Origin of the sequence: Micromonospora salmantinae (genome assembly GCF_022230905.1) — a bacterium.
GTDB classification, from domain to species: Bacteria; Actinomycetota; Actinomycetes; order Mycobacteriales; family Micromonosporaceae; genus Micromonospora; species Micromonospora salmantinae.
In genome coordinates this window covers 160166-180194 of sequence record NZ_JAKKFG010000044.1, presented here as the reverse complement: position 1 = coordinate 180194, position 20029 = coordinate 160166, and the positions used below count along the sequence as shown (strand labels likewise).

17 protein-coding genes are annotated in these 20029 nt (G+C 71.3%); 11 read left to right on the top strand and 6 right to left on the bottom strand.

Annotated features, from left to right (window positions below):
* The first annotated feature begins 128 nt into the window (after window positions 1-128).
* Window positions 129-1208: a phosphotransferase family protein gene (locus tag PSH03_RS28460; protein WP_210783195.1), complete on the top strand. Its 1080-nt coding sequence runs from the start codon at window positions 129-131 to the stop codon at window positions 1206-1208.
* The gene (locus PSH03_RS28455; protein ID WP_238690930.1) at window positions 1208-2419 is read left to right on the top strand and encodes an acyl-CoA dehydrogenase family protein; all 1212 of its coding nucleotides are present in this window, start codon (window positions 1208-1210) and stop codon (window positions 2417-2419) included. Before PSH03_RS28460 ends, PSH03_RS28455 begins: the two co-directional genes overlap by 1 nt.
* Window positions 2420-2448: 29 nt before the next feature.
* Here the strand turns inward: PSH03_RS28455 and PSH03_RS28450 are convergent, their stop codons facing one another.
* From PSH03_RS28450 to PSH03_RS28425, 6 genes are all read right to left on the bottom strand, one after another.
* Window positions 2449-3495 carry a LacI family DNA-binding transcriptional regulator gene (locus PSH03_RS28450; protein WP_210783191.1) on the bottom strand — a complete coding sequence of 349 codons (1047 nt, stop codon included), beginning with the start codon at window positions 3493-3495 and terminating at the stop codon, window positions 2449-2451.
* A gap of 82 nt (window positions 3496-3577) precedes the next feature.
* The gene (locus PSH03_RS28445) at window positions 3578-4999 is read right to left on the bottom strand and encodes a GH1 family beta-glucosidase (RefSeq protein WP_238690929.1); all 1422 of its coding nucleotides are present in this window, start codon (window positions 4997-4999) and stop codon (window positions 3578-3580) included.
* Window positions 4996-5838 (bottom strand): carbohydrate ABC transporter permease, encoded by an 843-nt coding sequence (locus tag PSH03_RS28440; protein ID WP_210783187.1) that lies wholly within the window; start codon window positions 5836-5838, stop codon window positions 4996-4998. The genes PSH03_RS28445 and PSH03_RS28440 overlap by 4 nt, the downstream gene beginning before the upstream one ends.
* A 10-nt stretch (window positions 5839-5848) precedes the next feature.
* Window positions 5849-6820, bottom strand: a complete 972-nt coding sequence (locus tag PSH03_RS28435) for a carbohydrate ABC transporter permease (RefSeq protein WP_210783186.1) — start codon at window positions 6818-6820, stop codon at window positions 5849-5851.
* A 109-nt stretch (window positions 6821-6929) separates the two neighbouring features.
* On the bottom strand, window positions 6930-8219 hold the full coding sequence (locus tag PSH03_RS28430) for an ABC transporter substrate-binding protein (RefSeq protein WP_238690928.1): 1290 nt from the start codon (window positions 8217-8219) through the stop codon (window positions 6930-6932).
* A gap of 314 nt (window positions 8220-8533) precedes the next feature.
* A complete protein-coding gene (locus PSH03_RS28425; RefSeq protein WP_210783183.1) occupies window positions 8534-9097 on the bottom strand; it encodes a plasmid pRiA4b ORF-3 family protein in 564 nt (187 codons plus the stop codon).
* Window positions 9098-9247: 150 nt separating this feature from the next.
* Between PSH03_RS28425 and PSH03_RS28420 the strand changes: the two genes are divergently transcribed.
* The 9 genes from PSH03_RS28420 (at window position 9248) to PSH03_RS28380 (ending at window position 19915) form a co-directional block, all read left to right on the top strand.
* A complete protein-coding gene (locus PSH03_RS28420) occupies window positions 9248-9994 on the top strand; it encodes a pyrimidine reductase family protein (RefSeq protein WP_238690927.1) in 747 nt (248 codons plus the stop codon).
* Window positions 9995-10142: 148 nt separating this feature from the next.
* Complete coding sequence (locus tag PSH03_RS28415; RefSeq protein WP_238690926.1) at window positions 10143-11894, top strand: ATP-binding protein; 1752 nt, start codon at window positions 10143-10145, stop codon at window positions 11892-11894.
* Between the two features lie 18 nt (window positions 11895-11912).
* Window positions 11913-13061 carry an exonuclease SbcCD subunit D gene (locus PSH03_RS28410; RefSeq protein WP_112675573.1) on the top strand — a complete coding sequence of 383 codons (1149 nt, stop codon included), beginning with the start codon at window positions 11913-11915 and terminating at the stop codon, window positions 13059-13061.
* The gene (locus tag PSH03_RS28405; RefSeq protein ID WP_238690925.1) at window positions 13061-15535 is read left to right on the top strand and encodes an AAA family ATPase; all 2475 of its coding nucleotides are present in this window, start codon (window positions 13061-13063) and stop codon (window positions 15533-15535) included. The genes PSH03_RS28410 and PSH03_RS28405 overlap by 1 nt, the downstream gene beginning before the upstream one ends.
* A 96-nt stretch (window positions 15536-15631) precedes the next feature.
* Window positions 15632-16591: a hypothetical protein gene (locus tag PSH03_RS28400; protein ID WP_238690924.1), complete on the top strand. Its 960-nt coding sequence runs from the start codon at window positions 15632-15634 to the stop codon at window positions 16589-16591.
* An 18-nt stretch (window positions 16592-16609) separates the two neighbouring features.
* Window positions 16610-17467, top strand: coding sequence for a spermidine synthase (locus tag PSH03_RS28395; RefSeq protein ID WP_210783176.1), 858 nt, complete (start codon window positions 16610-16612; stop codon window positions 17465-17467).
* A 125-nt stretch (window positions 17468-17592) separates the two neighbouring features.
* Window positions 17593-18285: a sigma-70 family RNA polymerase sigma factor gene (locus PSH03_RS28390; protein ID WP_091400696.1), complete on the top strand. Its 693-nt coding sequence runs from the start codon at window positions 17593-17595 to the stop codon at window positions 18283-18285.
* Window positions 18282-19064 (top strand): anti-sigma factor family protein, encoded by a 783-nt coding sequence (locus tag PSH03_RS28385; RefSeq protein ID WP_238690923.1) that lies wholly within the window; start codon window positions 18282-18284, stop codon window positions 19062-19064. The genes PSH03_RS28390 and PSH03_RS28385 overlap by 4 nt, the downstream gene beginning before the upstream one ends.
* 203 nt (window positions 19065-19267) lie before the next feature.
* On the top strand, window positions 19268-19915 hold the full coding sequence (locus tag PSH03_RS28380) for a hypothetical protein (RefSeq protein ID WP_238690922.1): 648 nt from the start codon (window positions 19268-19270) through the stop codon (window positions 19913-19915).
* The last annotated feature ends 114 nt before the right edge of the window (window positions 19916-20029 follow it).

Sequence of the window (20029 nt, the reverse complement as noted above, 5' to 3'; positions counted from 1 at the left end):
CGGCAAAAAGAGCGGCCGGCAGGCTGACCCCAGCCTGGTAGTTGACCATTTCGTCCCTGTTGCAGGGGCATGTCCCGAGCGGAAATTCTGACCTTGACAACGTGAGCGGGCTGCCATCAACTAGTCGGATGAGCGATCCGGCCGTCGACGCGTCACGGCCGAGGGCCGATTCCGTCTCCCCGGCGGGGCTGGCCCTGGACCGTCTCGCCGACCATCTGGCAACGCACCGACCCGAGCTGGCCGTCGGGCCGCTGCGCGCCCAGCTGATCGCGGGCGGCAAGTCCAACCTCACCTACCTGCTGCGCCTCGGCGACCGCGAGGTGGTGCTGCGCCGCCCACCGCTGGGGCACGTGCTGGCGACCGCGCACGACATGGCACGCGAGTTCCGGGTCATCTCGGCGCTGGCGCCGACCGAGGTGCCGGTCCCGGGCGCGCTGCTGCTCTGCACCGACCCCGAGGTGATCGGCGCGCCGTTCTACCTCATGGAGCGGATGCCCGGCGAGGTGTTCCGCACCCGCGCGCAGACCGACCCGCTGGGCGACGAGCGTCGCCGGGCCCTCGCCATGGCGATGATGGACACGCTCGCCGCGCTGCACAGTGTCGACCCGTCCAGCGTCGGGTTGGCTGACTTCGGCCGCCCCGAGGGCTACCTCGCCCGGCAGGTCCGCCGCTGGGCCGGGCAGCTCGACCGCTCCCGCAGCCGCCCGCTGCCCGGCATCGACGAGCTGCGTGACCTGCTCGCGGCGACCGCCCCGGAGGGCGCGAACGCCGGCCGGATCGTGCACGGCGACTACCGACTGGACAACCTCCTCGCCTCGGCCGACCCGGTCGCCGTGCACGCGGTGCTCGACTGGGAGATGGCCACCCTCGGCGACCCCCTCGCCGACCTGGGGCTACTACTGACGTACTGGGACGTGCTCGGTGGCAGCGACACCGCCGCGGGCAACCCCGTCGCCGACGGGCTCGGCCCGCGCGCCGGCTTTCCCACCGGCGGCGAGCTGATCGACAGGTACGCCGGTCGCAGCGATGTCGACGTCGGGCCGCTGCACTGGCACGTGGCGCTGGGCTGCTTCAAGCTCGCTGTCATCTGCGAGGGCATCCACTACCGCCACACGCTCGGGCAGACGCTCGGCGAGGGCTTCGACCGGATCGGCGAGATGGTGGCACCGCTGGTCGCGCACGGGCTGACCGCCGCCAGGGAGCGGTGATGGACTTCTCATACGACAGCCGGACCGAGGAACTGCGCGCCGAGGTGACCCGGTTCCTGACCGAGCACGTCTACCCGGCCGAGGCCGTGCACGCCGAGCAGGTGGCCACCGGGGACCCGTGGTCGCGTACCCCGGTGTTGGCCGAGCTGAAGGCGGAGGCCCGCAAGCGCGGCCTGTGGAACCTCTTCCTGCCCGACCCGCGCTACGGCGCCGGTCTGACCAACCTCCAGTACGCTCCCCTGGCCGAGCTGACCGGGCGCAGCCCGCACCTCGCGCCGGAGGCGGTCAACTGCGCGGCACCGGACACCGGCAACATGGAGCTGCTGGCCGAGTTCGGTTCGGAGGCGCAGCAGAAGCGCTGGCTGATGCCGCTGCTGGAGGGTGAGATCCGCTCGGCGTTCTGCATGACCGAGCCCGACGTCGCGTCCTCCGACGCCACGAACATCGCCACCCGGATCACCCGCGACGGCGACGAGTACGTGATCAACGGACGGAAGTGGTGGTCGTCCGGGGCCATGGACCCGCGCTGCGAGATCTTCATCGTGATGGGCAAGACCGACCCCGCCGCCGACCGGCACCGCCAGCAGAGCATGGTGCTGGTCCCCCGGGACACCCCCGGGGTGACAGTGCGCCGGGGCATGACCGTCTTCGGCTACACCGACGGTTCTCACGGCGGGCACGCCGAGATCGACTTCACCGAGGTCCGGGTGCCAGCGGAGAACCTGATCGGCGCCGAGGGCACCGGCTTCGCCATCGCCCAGGCCCGGCTGGGGCCCGGCCGGATCCACCACTGCATGCGATTGATCGGAATGGCTGAGCGGGCATTGGAGCTGCTCTGCCGCCGCGCCAACGAACGGATCGCGTTCGGCCGACCGCTGGCCGAGCAGGGCGTGGTCCGGGAGTGGATCGCCGAGTCCCGGGTCCGCATCGAGCAGGCCCGGCTGCTGGTGCTCAAGACGGCCTGGCTGATGGACACCGTCGGTAACAAGGGCGCGCACACCGAGATCCAGGCCATCAAGATCGGCACGCCGGCCATGGCGGAGTGGGTGATCGACAAGGCCATCCAGGCCTACGGCGGCGCCGGTGTCAGCCAGGACACGCCACTGGCCGCCCTCTGGGCGCAAACCCGCACCCTGCGCCTCGCCGACGGCCCCGACGAGGTGCACCGCAACTCCCTGGCCAAGCGCGAACTCCGCCGCTGGACCCCGTAACCCCCTTCCCGTGTGGGGGTGGTGGTGGGTTAGGCGGAGGCTCGGTGGACCAGTTGGGTGTCCAGGAGGATGTGGGAGGCGGGTAGCTCCTCGCCACGGATCCGGGCCACCAGCAGGCGGGCCATCTGCCGGCCCATCTCCTCCACCGGCTGGAACACAGTGGTCAACGGCGGCTCCGCCCGCAGGGCGATCGTCGCGTCGTCGAAGCCGATCACCGCGACGTCCTGCGGCACCCGCCGGCCGGCCTCGCGCAGGGTACGCAGCGCACCGAACGCCATGAGGTCGGAGGCGACGAAGACCGCGTCCAGGTCCGGACAGGCGTCCAGCAGGCGACGCATGGCGGCCGCGCCGCTGCCCTCGCTGAAGTCGCCGTACGCGATCAGGTCGGGGTTGACGCCGGCCCCGGTGGCCTTGACCGCCTCGGTGTAGCCGGTCAGCCGGGCCAGGCCGACGCCCATGTCCTGCGTTCCGGCGATGGTGGCGATGCGCCGCCGCCCCTGCCGGGCCAGGTACTCCACCGCCTGCCGGGCCCCGCCAACGTTGTCCACGTCGACAAACCAGGCCGGTTGGGCGCCGGGTTGCAGCATCCGGGCGGGCCGACCGCCGAGCACGGCCGGCAGGCCGCGCTCCTCCAGCAACGTCGGCAGCGGGTCGGAGTCGTGCAACGACAGCAGCAGTACGCCGTCGACGTGCTGGTTGGTGAGGTGGTGCTCGACCCGCTCCCGTTCCACCGGCGACTGGGCCATGGCCAGCCAGAGCTGCATCGGCGTCTCCAGCAGCCCGGAGCTGATCCCCCGCACGATGCTGGCGAAGAACGGCTCGGTGAAGACCCGCTCGCCGGATTCGGACACCACCAGCGCGACGGAGTCGGTCCGCTGGGTGACGAGCGCACGGGCGGCCCGGTTCGGCACGTACCCCAGCTCTGCGATGGCCTGTTGGACCGCGGCCCGGGCCTCCGGGCTGACCTGGGGCGAGCCGTTGACCACGCGGGAGACCGTGCCCCGACCGACGCCGGCACGCGCCGCGACCGCGTCGAGGGTCGGGCGCCCGAGCGACCGGGTGCGCTGCGTTGTCATCGTCTGCTCCTCCGACGGCGGGCGGACCCGGCGCCACCTGCGAGAGGTGGACGCCGGGGCCGTCCTGATGGCTGGCCCGAGCCTATTGTGCGGCCAGACCGTTGCGCCGGATCACCGAGGCGTACCACTTGGCGCTGGACTTGGGGGTGCGAACCTGGCTGTCGTAGTCGACGTGGATCATGCCGAACCGCTTGGTGTAACCCCAGGCCCATTCGAAATTATCCATCAGCGACCAGGCAAAGTATCCCCGCAGAGGCACTCCGGCGTCGATCGCCTCGTGGGCGGCGCGCAGGTGGGCGTCGAAGTAGGCCAGCCGGTCGACGTCGTCGACCTGCCCGTCGACCACCGAGTCGACGAACGCGGAACCGTTTTCGGTGACGTACAGGGGCAGGTCGGTGTAGCCGTTCACCCGACGCAGCGTCTCGGTCAGACCCGGGGCGTCGATCTCCCAGCCCATGTCGGTGACCGGAACGCCACGGGTGACGAACCGGACGTCCTCGCTGCCCGGCCAGCACGAGGGGGCCGGGTCGGCCGCCACGCCCTCGACCGGCGCGGCGACCACGTGGCGGCTGTAGTAGTTGACCCCGACCAGGTCCAGCGGCGTGGAGATGGTCGCCAGGTCGCCGTCGCGCACGTGCTCGAAGTCGGTCACCGTGCTGAGGTCGGCCACCAGGTCCTCCGGGTACGACCCGCGCAATAGCGGATCCAGGAAGAACCGGTTGGCCAAGCCGTCGATCCGCCGGGCGGCGTCGGAGTCGGCGGGACTGTCACTGGCCGGGTCGACCGGGTAGAGGTTGACGGTCACGCCCACCTCGGCGGCCGGGCGGGCGGCCCGCAGTGCCTGCACGGCCAGGCCGTGACCGAGCATCAGGTGGTGTCCGGCACGCACCGCGTCCGCTCCGTCGGTGCGGCCGGGGGCGTGCACGCCGGAGCCGTAGCCGAGGAACGCCGAGCACCACGGCTCGTTCAGCGTGGTCCAGTAGCGCACCCGGTCACCGAGCGCGTCGGCCACCAGCGTCGTGTAGTCGGCGAACCGGGCGGCGGTGTCCCGCGCCGGCCAGCCGCCGGCGTCTTCCAACGGCTGCGGCAGGTCCCAGTGGTAGAGGGTGAGCCACGGCTCGATGCCGTTGGCCAGCAGCTCGTCCACCAGTCGCCGGTAGAAGTCCAGGCCGCCCGGGTTGGCCGCGCCGGTGCCGGTGGGCTGCACCCGGGACCAGGAGACCGAGAAACGGTACGACTTCAGGCCCAGCTCGGCCATCAGCGCGACGTCGTCGCCGAGGCGGTGGTAGTGGTCGCACGCGACGTCCCCGGTGTGCCCGGCGACGACCCGACCCTCGGTGTGGCTGAAGGTGTCCCAGATCGACGGGGCGCGGCCGTCCACGGCCGCCGCCCCCTCGATCTGGTACGCCGCCGTCGCGGCCCCCCAGAGAAATCCGGGTGGAAAGGTCAGCCCGGGGCGCTCGTCGAGGACGTCGACGGCGGGTGGGCTGGCGGGGTTGCTCACGACTTGACGGCACCTTCCATGATCCCGCCGATGATCTGGCGGCCGAACACGAGAAAGACGATTACCAGGGGGATGGTGCCGATCGCCGTGGCGGCGAACACCTGGGAGTAGTCGGTGTAGTAGGCGTACGAGAGGAAGGAGAGCGAGACCTGGAGGGTCGGGTTCTCCGGGGTGAGGATGGCGTACGGCCAGATGAACGAGTTCCAGGTCTCCATGAAGGTCAGCAGACCGAGCACGCCGGCGGCGGGACGTAGCGCGGGCAGCACGATGCTCCAGTAGATCCGGAACGTGCTCGCCCCGTCGACGCGGCCGGCCTCGATCAGCTCGTCGGAGATGGCCTGGCTGGCGTACTGCCGCATCATGAACACGCCGAAGGCGCTGACCAGGAACGGCACGGTGACCGCGTAGAGGGTGTCGTACCATCCCAGGTCCTGCATCATGGACCAGAGCGGGATGAGGCCCATCTGGGTCGGGATCATCATGGTGACGATGATCGCCAGCAGGAGGGCGTTGCTGCCCCGGAACTTCAGCTTGGCGAAGGCGAACCCCGCCAGTGAACCGGTGAGCACCACCGACACGGTGACCACCGAGGAGACGATGATCGAGTTCATCATGCCGGTGAGGAAGTTGGCGGCGTCGTTGTCGAGCACCCGCCCGAAGTTGTCACCGAACGCGCCACCGGGGGTCAGCGGCGGCGGCACGTCGTTGATGTTGTCCAGGCTGCGACTGCCGATCACCAGCATGTAGTAGAACGGGTAGATCGACAGCAGCGCCGCCAGGACGAGCGCCAGGTAGGTCAGCGGGCTGGTGCGCCACAGACGCTGGGAAGCCGAGATCATCGATCTCTCCTCACTTCGCCGAGCGGCGGACGAGTAGGAAGTTGAACAGCGACACCACGATGATGATCATGAAGATCGCCCAGGCAACCGCTGCTCCGTAGCCGGCGGTGTTCAGGTTCACGATGCCCATCTCGTACATGTACATGGCCAGCGTCTGGAACTCCCGCTGGTTGCCGCCGATGATGTTGCCGTTGCCGAAGAGCAGGGGCTCGGTGAAGAGCTGCATGCCGCCGATCGTGGACAGGATGACCACGAAGATGAAGGTGGGCTTGAGCATGGGCAGGGTGATCTGCCAGAACTGTCGCCACGGGCTGGCGCCATCGATCTCCGCGGCCTCGTAGAGGTCCTTCGGGATCGCCTGCATGCCGGCGAGCAGGATCAGGGTGTTGTACCCGGTCCACCGCCAGTTGACCATGGAAGAGATGGCCGTCCAGGAGCTCCACCGGTGCCCGTCCCAGTCGACCGGGTCGACACCGACGAAGCTGAGCAGCCAGTTGAACAGGCCGAACTCCCGCTGGAACAACATCCCGAAGACGATCGCGACCGCGGCCACCGACACCACGTTCGGCATGAAGATGGCCATCCGGAAGAAGGTCTTGGCGCGCAGGAGGGTCCGGTTGAGCAGGTTCGCCAGGAAGAGGGCGAGCAACAACTGCGGGATGGTCGACAGGGCGAAGATGCCGAACGTGTTGACCAGCGCGTTCCAGAAGTACTCGTCGGACACCAGCCGGGTGTAGTTGTCGAAGCCGATGAACGTGTGCTCGCCGATCATGTCCCAGTCGTGCAGCGACATCCAGGCAGTACGCAGCATCGGGTACAGCCCGAATAAGCCGAAGATCAGGAAGAACGGGGCGATGTAGAGGTACGGCGAGTACTTGACATCGAGGCGGTTGAGTAACCTTCCCCGTCGACGTCGGCGGTCGACGTCGGGAGAAGGCGGTGCTGCTGGCGACGGCCGTGCCGTCGTGGCCGACAGGCTCATGCGAGTTTCCTTTTCCGGCGAGGCCCGGGGGCCCTCGCGCAGGGCGCTACGCGGAGGGGACCGGCCGGTGGCGTCCGGGAAGCCCCGAACGCCACCGGCAGGGAATCACTCAGAAGGCACCCTGAGTCTTGGCGTCCTTCGTGAACTGCTCCCAGGCCTTGGCCTTGTCGGCCTGCCCGTTCTCGAACGCCCGCAGGGCCGGCTCGAGCGCGTTCTCCTTAACCGCCTGGTGCTTCGGGCCCAGGTGGATCGGCTGGATCTTGGCGACGCTCTCCCCGAAGATCTTGCCGGTCGGCGCGTTGCTGAAGTACTCGTTGGTGTAGCTGAGGAAGGCGTCGTTCTTCAGCGCCTCCAGGTTGGTGGGCAGCGGGCCCTTGAGCTTGAAGGCCTCGACCTGGCTCCTCGCGTTGGTCAGGTACTCGGCGAGCTTCGCCGCCTCGCTCGGGTACTTGCTCTGCGCCGGAACCGCGAGCCACGAGCCGCCCCAGTTACCGCCGCCGCCCGGCACGGACGCGACATCCCACTTGCCCTTGTTGGCCGGACCGGAGTTGTCCGACACGATGCCGAGCATCCAGGACGGGCAGAAGGTCGCCGCGAAGGTGCCCTGCTTGAAGCCACCCGACCACTCCGGCGACCAGGTGGACGCCTTGGCGGAGATGTCCGCCATCGAGGTGGCGGTGTCCCAGGCGTTCTTCACCGCGGGGCTGGTGTCCGCGATGATGTTGTCTTCCTTGTCGTAGAACAGGTCACCGTTGCCCTGGAAGAGCACCCCGTTGGAGACGGCGGTGATCGAGTCGATGAACGCCTTGCCGCCGCTGCCCTGCTTGTACTTCAGACCGGCGTCGTGGAAGCCCTTCCAGTCCGGCCAGAGCGCCGACACCTGGTCGCGCTCGGCGGGCAGGCCGGCCGCCTGGAACAGGTCCTTGCGGTAGCAGACGGCGAGGCTGCCGACGTCGGTCGGCAGGCCGATCAGCCGGCCGTCCGGCGCCTTGCCCAGCTCCCACTTCCAGGGCAGGAATTCCTTCGAGTGGTCGGCGACCAGCGGAGTGAGGTCGGCCCAGTTGCGCGCGTTGGGCTTGAACTCGTTGAGGATGCCCTCTTCCAGGGCGGTGACGTCCGCCGCGCCCTTGCCGGTGGCCAGGTAGCGGACCAGCTTCGGCCGGTACTCACCGAGCTGCGCGGTCTTGCGCAGCTCGACCTTGATGCCGGTGTCCTTCTCGTACTGCTTGACGAGCTCGTCGTAGCCCATCTCGCCGAAGGTGTCGACGACCAGCTTGGCCGGCTTCTCGCCGGCCGCCGGCTTGTCGTCGTCGTTGCCGCAGGCTGCGAGACCGCTGACCGCGGTGATCGCGGCCAGGGCAGCGGCCGCCAGGCGGGTACGCCGCGTGGTGACACTCATTCGCTGACCCCTCTTTCCGGTGGTGAGGCTGATGTGTGTGGTGGGGGGTGCTCATCGCGCCGGGCCGGGGTCCGTGAGTGACACACACCACCTCCGGGAGCGCTCCCATGAGATTGCCGGCGGGTAACGGGAGTGTCAATAGGGCGTTGGGAGCGTTCCCAGATCGTTACCGCTGACCACTCCCACCGCACCCACCCCAACCACACCCCCCGCCCTACCTCGGTGATCAAGAGGTTTCGGTCAGGAAAGGTGGCGCCGCTGACGCAAACTTCTTGATCAACAACACCCGGCCCCGGAGGGCCGGGCGGGGGCGGTCAGCAGAAGCGGCGCAGGAGGGTGGTTGCGCGGGTGGGGTCGAATCGGGACGGGTCGAAGGTCGAACCCGCCCAGTCGCGCAGCATCGCGTGGCGGGAACTGGCGGGGTCGGCCGTGGCGTCCTGGTCGTCCAGGGCTTCCAGGAGCGCCTGGTAGCCCAACGGCCCGCCGACACCCTCCGGCGGGCAGGCCCGCTCGCCGGTCAGGCAGACCGGATACCGCTCGTCGGGGTCGGCGGTCAACGCGTCCTCCACGACCAGGTCGTGTTCCCACCAGTCGCCGAAGTCGTACGTGTAGGAGAACCGGCTGCCCTTGCCGAGCACCGCGTCGAGCCGCACGTCCAGCTCGTCGTGCAACGCCAACTCCCCGTCCGGGTCCGGCTCGCCGTACTGCATCGCGTCGATCTCGAAAGAGTGCAGGTGGCAGTCCCGCCAACCCATCGCGTGCTGCACCACCCGGTGCAGCCGGTCCAGCGTGTAGCCGGCCGGCACGAGCACCCGGCGCCACACCGGCGGGCGGGTCCCGGCGAGGGACATCTTCAGCTGGAAGATCTGACGCGACATGCTGTCCTGTCCTCCCGCGGCTTAGGCTGCCAGCATGATCTGCCGAGCGTGCCGGGCCCGGCGACACGACGACTGCCCGGGCCGGAACTGGTGCGACTGCCAGCACCGTACCGCCGAACCCACCCCTCCGGTCACCGGTCCGGCCGGCGAATGACCGTCGGAATTCCGATCCGACGGCTCTGGCCCGAGCCGTCGACACAGCCGCTTGACGACGCCGCGCTGACCGCCCTCTACGGCCGCGCCGACGAGCCCCGACTGCGGATGAACTTCGTGACCAGCCTGGACGGCGCGGTCACCGTGGACGGCTACTCGGCCGGGCTCTCCGGCGAACCGGACAAGCGGGTGTTCGGCCTCCTGCGGATGACCTGCGACGCCCTGGTCGTGGCCGCCGGCACACTCCGCCACGAGGGGTACCGGGCGGTCCGGCTCAACGAGCGCCGCCGCGCCTGGCGTCGCGAGAACGGGCTGACCGAGTACCCGACGCTGGTGGTCGTCTCCGGTTCGCTCGACCTGGATCCGGCACAGGCCGCCTTCGCCGACGCGCCGACCCGCCCGGTGGTGCTCACCCACAGCGCCGCCGATCCGCCGCCCGGGCTGACCGACGTCGCCGACGTGCTGCGCTGCGGCGCCGAGCGGGTCGACCTGGCCGCCGGCCTCGCCGAGCTGCACCGCCGCGGGCTCACCCAACTGCTCTGCGAGGGCGGCCCACACCTGTTCGGCGCACTCACCGCCGCCGACCTGGTGGACGAGCTGTGCCTCACCGTCTCGCCGCTACTGGCCGGGCCCGGCCCCGGCCGGATCACCGCGGGAGACGCCGCACCTCCCCGGCACCTGCCACTGCGCCACGTGCTCGCCGCCGAGGACGGCGTCCTCCTGCTCCGCCACGCCCGTCCGTGACCCGCCGTCGCCCGATCGCACACCCACCGTCGTGAGTGTGACGGCGCATGGTGTCGTCCGCCGCGTCGCGTGGCGACCTGTCGTACTCCTCGGGCAGGATGCAGGGCATGCGCGCCGACCGTGATGCCCGACCGACCCGAGCCGCCCGATGACCGACGCCGAGCTCGACAGCCCGGGCGAGGTGGTCGGGCGGGTGCTGGGCACCGCCGACGCCACCCCGTTGCAGTTCTGGACGGCCGTGGCGCCCGGCAGTTACCTCCAGCTCGACGACGTGGTGGTCACGCGACGGGAGCTGCCGGACCGGGAGCCGGTGACGATCGCCGGGGTGGTCACCCAGGTCCGCGCTCGGCACGAGGGTGCCCAGTTCGACTCCGACGTGTTCGCCATCGCCGACGGCACGCTGCCCGCGCAGGTGCAGGAGGCGGCCGAGGTGACCACCACCCGGGTCGATCCCGAGCTGTACGTGCCGCCGACCCCGGGCGCGGTGGTGCACCGGGCCGAGGGGGACGCCCGGGCCCGCGCGCTGCACTTCGACCGGATGGAGCGGCGCATCCCGATGGGGATGGGTCGCGACGGGGTCCCGGTCTACCTCAACGCCGACTTCCTCGACGGCAGTCGGGGTGCGCACGTCTCCATCTCCGGCATCTCCGGGGTGGCCACCAAGACCAGCTTCGCCACGTTCCTGCTCTACTCGGTGTTCCGCTCCGGCGTGCTGGGCGGCGACGCGGTCAACGCCAAGGCGCTGATCTTCAACGTCAAGGGTGAGGATCTGCTCTTCCTGGACCACCCCAACACCCGCCTCGACGAGCCCACCCGCGCGGCGTACGCGAAGCTCGGGTTGAGCGCCGGCGCGTTCCCCGACGTGCGGGTGTACGCCCCGCCGCGCCCCGGCGACTCGGCCGGCACGCCGGATGTGAGCAGCCGGCTCACCGGCGTCGACAGCTTCTACTGGACGCTGAGCGAGTTCTGCACCGACCGCCTGCTGCCGTACGTCTTCGCCGACGCCGACGACGAGCGCCAGCAGTACACGATGGTGGTCCACTCGGTGGCCGCGCACCTGGCCCGTTACGCCCAGCCCGCCGACGGCGGGGTGAGCATCGACGGGGTCCGGCTCGGCTCCTACGGCGATCTGGTCGACCACATCGTCGATCAGCTCAACGACGACGAGACCCGCTCCGACTGGGCGGGCAGCGCGGTGGGGCTGGGCACCGTCAACGCGTTCGCCCGGCGGTTGATCGGCAGCAAGAAGGACCTGGCCCGGCTGATCCGCGGCGACCTCGCCACCCGCCGCCCCCACTCGATCAACACGAGCGAGTCGGCCCAGGTCACCGTGGTCGACCTGCACAACCTTCCGGACCGCGCGCAGCGGTTCGTGGTCGGTGTGACGCTCAAGAGCGAGTTCGAGCGCAAGGAGAAGTCCGGCACCGCCAAGCCGCTGCTCTTCGTCGTCCTCGACGAGCTCAACAAGTACGCCCCCCGGGAGGGCTCCTCGCCGATCAAGGAGGTCCTGCTGGACATCGCCGAACGGGGCCGTTCGCTCGGGGTGATCCTGATCGGCGCGCAGCAGACGGCGAGCGAGGTGGAGCGGCGGATCGTCACCAACTCGGCGATCCGGGTGGTCGGCCGGCTCGACCCGGCCGAGGCGTCCCGCCCGGAGTACGGCTTCCTCCCGCCCGCGCAGCGTCAGCGGGCGTTGCTGGCCAAGCCGGGCACCATGTTCGTCAACCAGCCGGACATCCCGGTGCCGCTCTGCCTGGAGTTCCCGTTCCCGGCCTGGGCCACCCGGGTCTCCGAGGCGGGCCGGGCACCATCGGAGACGCTGCGCTCGATCACCCAGTCCGCCGACCCGTTCGCCGTGGTGGGCTCCGGCGGCGGCACCGACGACGACATCCCGTTCTAGCTAGGGGCCGGCACAGCGATGAAGATCCTGCACACCTCCGACTGGCACGTGGGAAAGGTGCTCAAGGGGCAGTCCCGGGCCGACGAGCACAAGGCCGTGCTGGCCGGGGTGATCGAGATCGCCCGTGCCGAACAGCCGGATCTGGTGATCGTCGCCGGTGACCTCTACGACACCGCCGCGCCCAGCTCGGAGGCGACCCGCCTGGTCACCAGGGCGTTGACGGCGCTGCGGCGGACCGGCGCGGACGTGGTGGCGATCGGGGGCAACCACGACAACGGCCCGGCGCTGGACGCGCTGCGCCCGTGGGCCGACGCCGCCGGCATCACCCTGCGCGGCGGGGTGCGGGAAAATCCGGACGAGCACGTCATCGACGGCACCACCGCCGGTGGCGAGCGGTGGCGGCTGGCCGCGTTGCCGTTCCTGTCCCAGCGGTACGCGGTGCGCGCGTTGGAGATGTACGAGCTGACCGCCGCGGAGACCAACCAGACGTACGCCGACCACCTGGGCCGGGTGCTGGGGCGACTGACCGAGGGTTTCACCGAACCGGACCGGGTGCACCTGGTCACCGCGCACCTGACGGTGACCGGTGCGGCCACCGGTGGTGGCGAGCGCGACGCGCACACCGTGTTGGGCTACGCCGTTCCGGCCACCGTCTTTCCGGCCACCGCGCACTACGTGGCGCTGGGTCACCTGCACCGGGCGCAGCGGGTCGCGGGCCCCTGCCCGGTGCGGTACAGCGGCAGTCCGCTCGCTGTGGACTTCGGTGAGCAGGAGAACATCCCCTCGGTGACGATGGTCGAGGTGACGGCCAGCACCGCCGCCCGGGTGCGGGAGGTGCCGGTGACGGCGGCGAGCGCGCTGCGGACGGTGCGGGGCACCCTGGCCCAGCTCGCCGAGATCGAGGCACCGGACGCGTGGTTGCGGGTGTACGTGCGGGAGCAACCCCGCGCCGGCCTGCGCGAGGAGATCCAGGAGCTGCTCCCCCGGGCCCTGGAGATCCGGATCGACCCGGAGCTGTTGGCCGCCCCGGGCAGCGGCGCGCGCATCGCCCAGCGCTCGGGGCGTTCGCCCCGGGAGTTGTTCGCCGACTACCTGGACAGCCGGGGCCACGCCGACGAGGGTGTCCGGGAGCTCTTCGACGAGCTTTTCGAGGAGGTCGAGCACTGATGCGTCCGATGCGGTTGGACATGGCCGGGTTCACGGTCTTCCGGGACGAGACCACAGTCGACTTCACCGACGCCGACTTCTTCGCGCTGATCGGCCCGACCGGTTCGGGCAAGTCGACGGTGCTGGACGCGATCTGCTTCGCCCTCTACGGCATGGTGCCCCGCTGGGGTGGCGCCCGGGGGTTGGCGAACGCGCTCGCGCCGTCGGCGACCGAGGCGCGGGTGCGGTTGGTCTTCGAGTCCGGCGGCGCCCGCTACGTGGCGACCCGGGTGGTCCGCCGGGACGGCCGGGGCAACGTGAAGACCGCGAACGCCGGGTTGCAGCTGATGCCGGCCGGCTTCGACGTGACCAAACTGGACACCGGGTTGAGCCCGGACGACCTCGGCGAGGTGGTGGCCGGCACCCCCGCCGAGATGGAGCAGGCGGTGCTGGAGGCGGTCGGGCTGCCGTACGAGCAGTTCACCAGCTGTGTGGTGCTGCCACAGGGGCAGTTCGCCGACTTCCTGCACGCCAAGCCGGCGACTCGGCAACAGATCCTGGTCAACCTGCTCGGCCTCGGCGTCTACGAGGACGTGCAGAAGAAGGCGACGGCGCGCGCCGCGCAGGCGGAGGCCCGGCTGGAGGCGGTCGATCAGGTGCTCGCCGGGTTGACCGGCGTGGACGACGAGGCGTTGGCCGAGGCCGACGCCCGGGTGGAGCGGATGGCCGAGCTGGCGGCCGCGGTGGCCGAGGCGGTGCCGGAGCTGGCTGCGGCCCGGGTCACCGCACGGGAGGCCGCGGCGGCGCTGACCGCGCTGGACGACGAGCTGACAGTGCTGACCGGGGTGCGCGCGCCGGCTGGGGTGACCGCTGTCGCTCGCGCGGTCGCGGCGGCGCGGGCCGACGCCGAGGCGGCTGCGGCGGGGGTGTCGCTGGCCGAGGAGCGGGAGGACAAGCTGCGCGGCGAGCTGGCCGCCGCCGGTGACGAGAGCGCGCTGCGACTGCAACTGCGGGCGTACGACGATCGGGATCGGCTGTCCGGCGAGGCCGACACGGTCCGGGCGACGGTACGCGCGGCGAGTGACGAGCACGCGGCCGCGGTGGCGGCGTTGGCCGCCGCGCGGGTGGTCGCCGAGCGGGCCGACGTCGAGCTGGAGGCGGCCTTCCGGGCGCACGAGGAGGCGAAGGCCACCGACCTGGCGGTGAGTCTGCGGGTACACCTGCATGCCGGTGCCGCGTGCCCGGTGTGTGAGCAGCCGGTGGCCGTGGTGCCGGCGGTGCCGGCCGATTCGGCGGTGGCCGCCGCGACGGCGGCGGGCAAGGCCGCGCGGGCCGCGACAAAGGCCGCGCAGGCGACGGTGCAGGAGCGGGACACGGCGGCGCGGGAGCTGGAGCGGCTGCTGGTGCAGGCGCGCGCCCGGCAGGAGCAGATGGAGGCCCGGCTGGCCGAGCTGAACGGGCAGCTCTCCGGTGCGGCCGAGCCGGCCGTCTTGCGCCGGGAGTTGGCGGAGCACGCCCGGCTGCGACGCGCGTTGGAGGAGGCGGCGACAGCGGTCCGGGCCGGCCGCGAGGCCGCTCGGCAGGCCCGGGCCGCTGTGGACGCCGCCGAGGAGCGGCTGCGGGCGGCGTGGCGGGCCTTTGACACCGCCCGGGACGGGTTGGCCCGGTTCGGCCCACCGGCGACCGATCGGGACGACGTGGCTGCCGCGTGGGCGGCGCTGACCGAGTGGGCGACCACCGAGGCGGACCGCCGCCGCGCCGAGCGGGCCGGTCGGGCCGCCGCCGTGGCGCAGGCCGAGTCGGTGGCCGACGGCGTGCAGCGGGCCATCACGGGCATCTTCGCCGCCGCCGACGTGCCGGTCGGGGACGACCCGGTGCACGCGGCGACGGTGGCGGTGGAGCGGGCCGACGCCGACCGGCGTCGGCTGCACGAGCGTCGCGAGCAGGCCGGGACGTTGCGCGAGCAGCGGGCGGGGCACGAGCGGGAGGCGCAGGTGGCGCGCGCGCTCGCCGGGCACCTGCGGGCCAACAACTTCGAGCGGTGGTTGCTGGCCGAGGCGCTGGACCTGTTGGTCGACGGCGCGTCGGGGATCCTGCGCGAGTTGTCCTCCGGGCAGTACGAGCTGGTGCACGACAAGGGCGAGTTCGTGGTGGTCGACCACCATGACGCGGGGCTGCGTCGCGGCGTGCGCACCCTGTCCGGGGGTGAGACGTTCCAGGCGTCGCTGGCGCTGGCGTTGGCGCTCTCCGAGCAGTTGGCGGGGATGTCCACCACGGCGGCGAGCCTGGAGTCGATCGTCCTGGACGAGGGTTTCGGCACGCTCGACGCCGCCACCCTGGACACGGTGGCGGCGACCCTGGAGAACCTGGCGGCCCGGGGCGATCGGATGGTCGGCGTGGTCACCCACGTGCCGGCGTTGGCCGAGCGGATCCCGGTCCGCTTCGAGGTGCGCAAGGATGCCCGGTCCGCGCGCGTGGAGCGGACGGGCCGGTGAGCGCGAGGAGTGCAGCGCAGCGGAGCCCCGCAGTCGCGAACGAAGGGCCAGCCCGGTGAGCGCGAGGGGTGCAGCGCGGATGGGACGGTCCGGCCGGTGAGTGACGCCGCGTTCTTCGTGGATTCGTGGGATCCGGCGTACGGGGCGTCGTTCGAGGCGTCCGCCGCCGGGCCGGCCGCGCCGAGCAGCGCGCAGGTCGACGCGGACGTGGAGGTGCCCGCCGTGGACTGGCGGGCGATCGGGGTACGCCCCGGGGTGCGGGCGCCCGACGTGGTGTTGCTTGTCGACGGGGTTCGCCGCATCGACGCGAGCATCTGGACGGCGGAGACCGACGGCCTGTCGTTCCCCGGATTGGCCGCCTCGTACGCGGCCGGGGTCGTCCGGTGTGACCTGGGGCGGGGTGCGGCGCAGTTGGCGGGCACCCGGGTCGGTCGGGGCCTGTTCACGGCGAGCCCGTCGGCGCAGGACGTGGTGGCGGGAGCGATCCGTTACCCGGTGCACCGGGTGGGTGGCACCGGTGAGCTGGCGAAGTTGCCGGCCGCCGTGCAGGGCCCGCTGACCGCGTTGGAGGTGGCGGTGTCCGACGCCGCCCGGGTCGACGGTGACCTGTTGGTGGTGGACGGCCCGCTGCGCAGTCGTCGGCAGTTGCCGCGCACCCTGGGCTACATCAAGACGCAGCACAGTCAGTACCTGGATGCCCGGCTGACCGCTGTGGTGACGGGTATGGCGTCGGGTGAGCGGTCCCCGGTGTTCCGGCTCGGCACCGCCTGGGGTGGTTGGTCGTGGTATTTGCGGCTTCCGGTGGCGATCGGCGCGCCGTGGGCGGGCGTCGTTCGGGTGGAGTGCTCCGCCGACCTGCCCGTCGAGGCGGCGATCGAGCTGGCCGACCTGTCCCTGGTGACCCTGCCCCGCTTCGCTTCCACCCCGTACAAGGATCCGCGGGCCCCGCAGAACCTGATCCCGATCGCCGGCCTGGAGCGCCGACTGCGGGCCCTGCTCGGCGACTCCCGGCTGCTGCACCGTGCGTTGACCGCCGCGGCCCGCGCCGCCCGATGAGCGCGGATACTGGTTCCGGTGGGGCGTAAACGGGCGGGTGACCGGGTGGTCGAGCAGGTGGACACCGGGCTGGCGGAGTTGGTGCCGGATCCGGACCGGGCCGGCTCGTGGACGCTGCTGCTGGACGGCGCGCCGCAGTCGCACGTCGACCTGAATGACCCCACTCACCTCGAGTTCGAGTACGTGCGACGGTTGGCCGCCGCCGTGGATCTGATCGCACCGGCCGGTGCGCCGCTGCGGGTGCTGCATCTGGGTGGCGGCGCGCTGACCCTGCCCCGGTACGTCTCCGCCACCCGACCCCTGTCTACCCAGCGGGTGTCCGAGGTGGACGGTGCGCTGGTGGAACTGGTTCGACGGGCGCTGCCGTGGCCGTCCGACGCCCGTTTGCGGGTACGGGTGGAGGACGCCCGGGCGGTGCTGGCGTCCACCCGGGAGGCCAGCTACGACGTGGTAGTCGCCGACGTGTTCGCCGGTGCGCGTACGCCGGCCCACCTCACGTCGGTGGAGTACGCGGCCGAGGTGGCCCGGGTGCTTCGCCCCGGCGGTTGGTACCTGGCGAACCTGGCCGACGGTCCGCCGCTGCGGCACGCCCGTGGGCAGGTAGCCACTGTCCGTTCGGTGCTGCCGCAGGCCTGTCTGGTCGGGGACGCGGCGGTGCTGCGGGGGCGCCGGTACGGCAATCTGGTGCTGGTCGCCGGGCGGTCCACACCACCGGTGCCGGAGCTGACCAGACGCGCTGCCGGCGACTGGTTCCCCGGCCGGGTGGTGGCCGGCGACGACCTGGACCGTTTCGTCGGTGGCGCGCAGGTGGTGCGGGACGCCGACGCGACCGGCTCCGATCCGCCACCGCCGGGGCTGTTCTCGGTTCGCCGCTGACCGTCCACTCGACAGCGGCGGGGAAGTTTTTTCGTCGTTCGTTGATCCGCTGGGGTCGGCGCTGCGTACCACCGGGCGGCCCACCTCGTGGGCCGGCGTTGGTCACGGACATCCCGGAGGTCTGCATGCACGCGGTGGCGGCCGGTTGGCATGGCGACGCGGTACGCGCTGACTGGTTGTCGGCGCGACCCTCGTCACGGTCAACCTCGTCTGCCCGGGGGGTCGACGCGCGGGCGACGCCTCGCCAGAATGGTCCGGTGACGCCGCGACCGGCGCCCGGGCGCCATCAGGCGACGACGACCGAGGCCAGCCACTCCGACCAGTTGATCCGTCAGCTCTATGCCGAGCACGCCGGCCCGTTGCTGATGTTCGTCATGCGCCTCACCGGGGGGGACCGGCAGCGCGCGGAGGACATCGTCCAGGAGACGCTGCTGCGGGCCTGGCGCAACGCGCACCGTCTGGGCACCCAGGGGCAGGGTTCGCTGCGGCCGTGGCTGGTCACTGTGGCCCGCCGCATCGCCATCGACGAGCACCGCAGCCAGGAGGCCCGGCCGCCGGAGACGTACGACCGGGACCTCACCGCGTTCGCCGAGGCGGACAGCACCGACCGGGTGCTGCGGACCATGACGGTGGCGGACGCGCTGCGGACGCTCAGTCAGTCGCACCGGGAGATTCTGATCTCGACGTACTTCCGGGGGCGGACGGTGCCGGAGGCCGCCGAGGAGTTGGGCCTGCCGCTCGGCACCGCCAAGTCGAGGGTCTACTACGCGCTGCGCGCGCTGCGCACGGCTCTGCAGGAGCGGGGGGTGACAGAATGAGCCGGCCGGACCACATGGACGTCGCGGCGTACGCGCTCGGTGTGCTCGACGAGCAGGACACTGAGCGGTTCGAGGAGCATCTCGCCACCTGCTGGGCGTGCGCGGCCGAGTTGGAGACGATGGTGCCGGTGGTCGGGCTGCTGTCCGACATCGACGGCGAGACGATGATGGCGCTGGAGCAGACGGCGACCGACCCGGCCCTGCTGGACCGGACGCTCGGCGCGGTCCGGGCCGACCGGCGGCGTACCCGGTTTCGTCACATGCTCGCGACGGCCGCCGCGGTGGTGATCTTCGGCGGTCTGACCGGGTACGGCTTCGTCAGCGTGACCGGCAACGGGCAAGCGCCGGGGGTGCTTGCCGAGTCGACGCCGAGCGCGCCGAACGACCCGCCGACGAGCGTGCCGACGGCCGCGCCGAGCGGCCCGGGTGTGGGCGGCACCGAGGTGGAGGGCGACCAGGTCGAGGCGACCGACCCGACCACCGGTGTGCAGACCACCATGTTCCTGGTGACCAAGGACTATGGCACCCGGATCAATTTCAGCCTGCGGAAGCTGCCCGGCCCACGTATCTGCCGACTGGTGGTGGTACGCAAGAACGCCACCACCGAGGTCATCTCGACCTGGTCGGTGCCGGAGGGCGGCTATGGCACCAACACCCGGCCGCAGGGTCTTGAGCTGAGCGCCTCGACGTCGGCTCTACCGAAGGACATCAAGCAGCTCCAGGTGCAGTCGGTGGATGCCAACGGCGTGGCGAGTCCGCTGGTCACCGTACCCATGTAAGAGTGCCTACCGCATCGGCGCCGGTCATTGTGACAATGACCGGCGCCGATCTGTCGTTGGGCGCAGGATCCCTCGCGGGGGCGTACGCATGGCGGCCGGAAACGGTTCAATCGGTTTACGTGAAATTGACCACTGTTACTACTTCAACCTTGACAGCCTGCCCGCCGTACCTATGGGTGAACTGTCAAGAATGAGGAGGGCACGTGGCACAGATGAAGCGGACCGTCATCGTCGCGAGCGCGATGGTCGCACTAACGGCCTGCGCTCCCGCGGGTTACGACGGGGCGAACTCGAGCGCGGCCGAGCCGGTCGCCGTCGCCGCGGCCGAGCCCACCGCGACGGTTGAACCTGAGGCATCGGCTTCCGCGGAGGCGCCCGCCGCCGACGCCCCGCCCGCGGACGTCGACCTGACGGAGAAGTTGGTCGGTAAGAGTGTCGCCCGGATGGGCAAGGTGGTCACCGACCAGGACGGCTGGATCCTGTACCGGTTCGACAAGGACACCGCCGACCCGCCGTCGTCGAACTGCGTCGACAAGTGCGCCGAGGTGTGGCCCCCGGCACTGACCGACGGCAACCCGGAGCTCACCGGCGTCTCGGACGACAAGGTCGGCAGCGTGACCCGGCAGGACGGCACCCGTCAGCTCACCATCGCTGGCTGGCCGGTCTACCGCTACATCGGTGACAAGAAGCCCGGCCAGTGGAAGGGCCAGGCCGTCGGTGGCACCTGGTTCGTGGTCCAGCCGGACGGCAAGAAGAACCTGAGCTGCCTGCCCAAGGGTACGCCGAAGGCGGTCGCACCGCCGGCGGACAGCGGCTCGAACGACGCCGGCGGCGCGGGCTACTCGTACTGAGCCTGGTCGCCCACGAGGGCACGGTGGTCGGTCGTCGCCGGGGAGGGCGCGACCGGCCACCGTCGTGTCCGGGGTGGGTTCCCAGGCCGGACCGGTACGGCGGTCGCCAGCCCC

What these genes read in the sequence shown, in the direction of transcription:
- PSH03_RS28460 (WP_210783195.1), top strand. Translation starts at nt 129, where the DNA reads ATGAGCGATCCGGCCGTCGACGCGTCACGGCCGAGGGCCGATTCCGTC.
- PSH03_RS28455 (WP_238690930.1), top strand. Translation starts at nt 1,208, where the DNA reads ATGGACTTCTCATACGACAGCCGGACCGAGGAACTGCGCGCCGAGGTG.
- PSH03_RS28450 (WP_210783191.1), bottom strand. Translation starts at nt 3,495, where the DNA reads ATGACAACGCAGCGCACCCGGTCGCTCGGGCGCCCGACCCTCGACGCG.
- PSH03_RS28440 (WP_210783187.1), bottom strand. Translation starts at nt 5,838, where the DNA reads ATGATCTCGGCTTCCCAGCGTCTGTGGCGCACCAGCCCGCTGACCTAC.
- PSH03_RS28435 (WP_210783186.1), bottom strand. Translation starts at nt 6,820, where the DNA reads ATGAGCCTGTCGGCCACGACGGCACGGCCGTCGCCAGCAGCACCGCCT.
- PSH03_RS28430 (WP_238690928.1), bottom strand. Translation starts at nt 8,219, where the DNA reads ATGAGTGTCACCACGCGGCGTACCCGCCTGGCGGCCGCTGCCCTGGCC.
- PSH03_RS28425 (WP_210783183.1), bottom strand. Translation starts at nt 9,097, where the DNA reads ATGTCGCGTCAGATCTTCCAGCTGAAGATGTCCCTCGCCGGGACCCGC.
- PSH03_RS28420 (WP_238690927.1), top strand. Translation starts at nt 9,248, where the DNA reads ATGACCGTCGGAATTCCGATCCGACGGCTCTGGCCCGAGCCGTCGACA.
- PSH03_RS28415 (WP_238690926.1), top strand. Translation starts at nt 10,143, where the DNA reads ATGACCGACGCCGAGCTCGACAGCCCGGGCGAGGTGGTCGGGCGGGTG.
- PSH03_RS28410 (WP_112675573.1), top strand. Translation starts at nt 11,913, where the DNA reads ATGAAGATCCTGCACACCTCCGACTGGCACGTGGGAAAGGTGCTCAAG.
- PSH03_RS28405 (WP_238690925.1), top strand. Translation starts at nt 13,061, where the DNA reads ATGCGTCCGATGCGGTTGGACATGGCCGGGTTCACGGTCTTCCGGGAC.
- PSH03_RS28390 (WP_091400696.1), top strand. Translation starts at nt 17,593, where the DNA reads ATGCACGCGGTGGCGGCCGGTTGGCATGGCGACGCGGTACGCGCTGAC.
- PSH03_RS28385 (WP_238690923.1), top strand. Translation starts at nt 18,282, where the DNA reads ATGAGCCGGCCGGACCACATGGACGTCGCGGCGTACGCGCTCGGTGTG.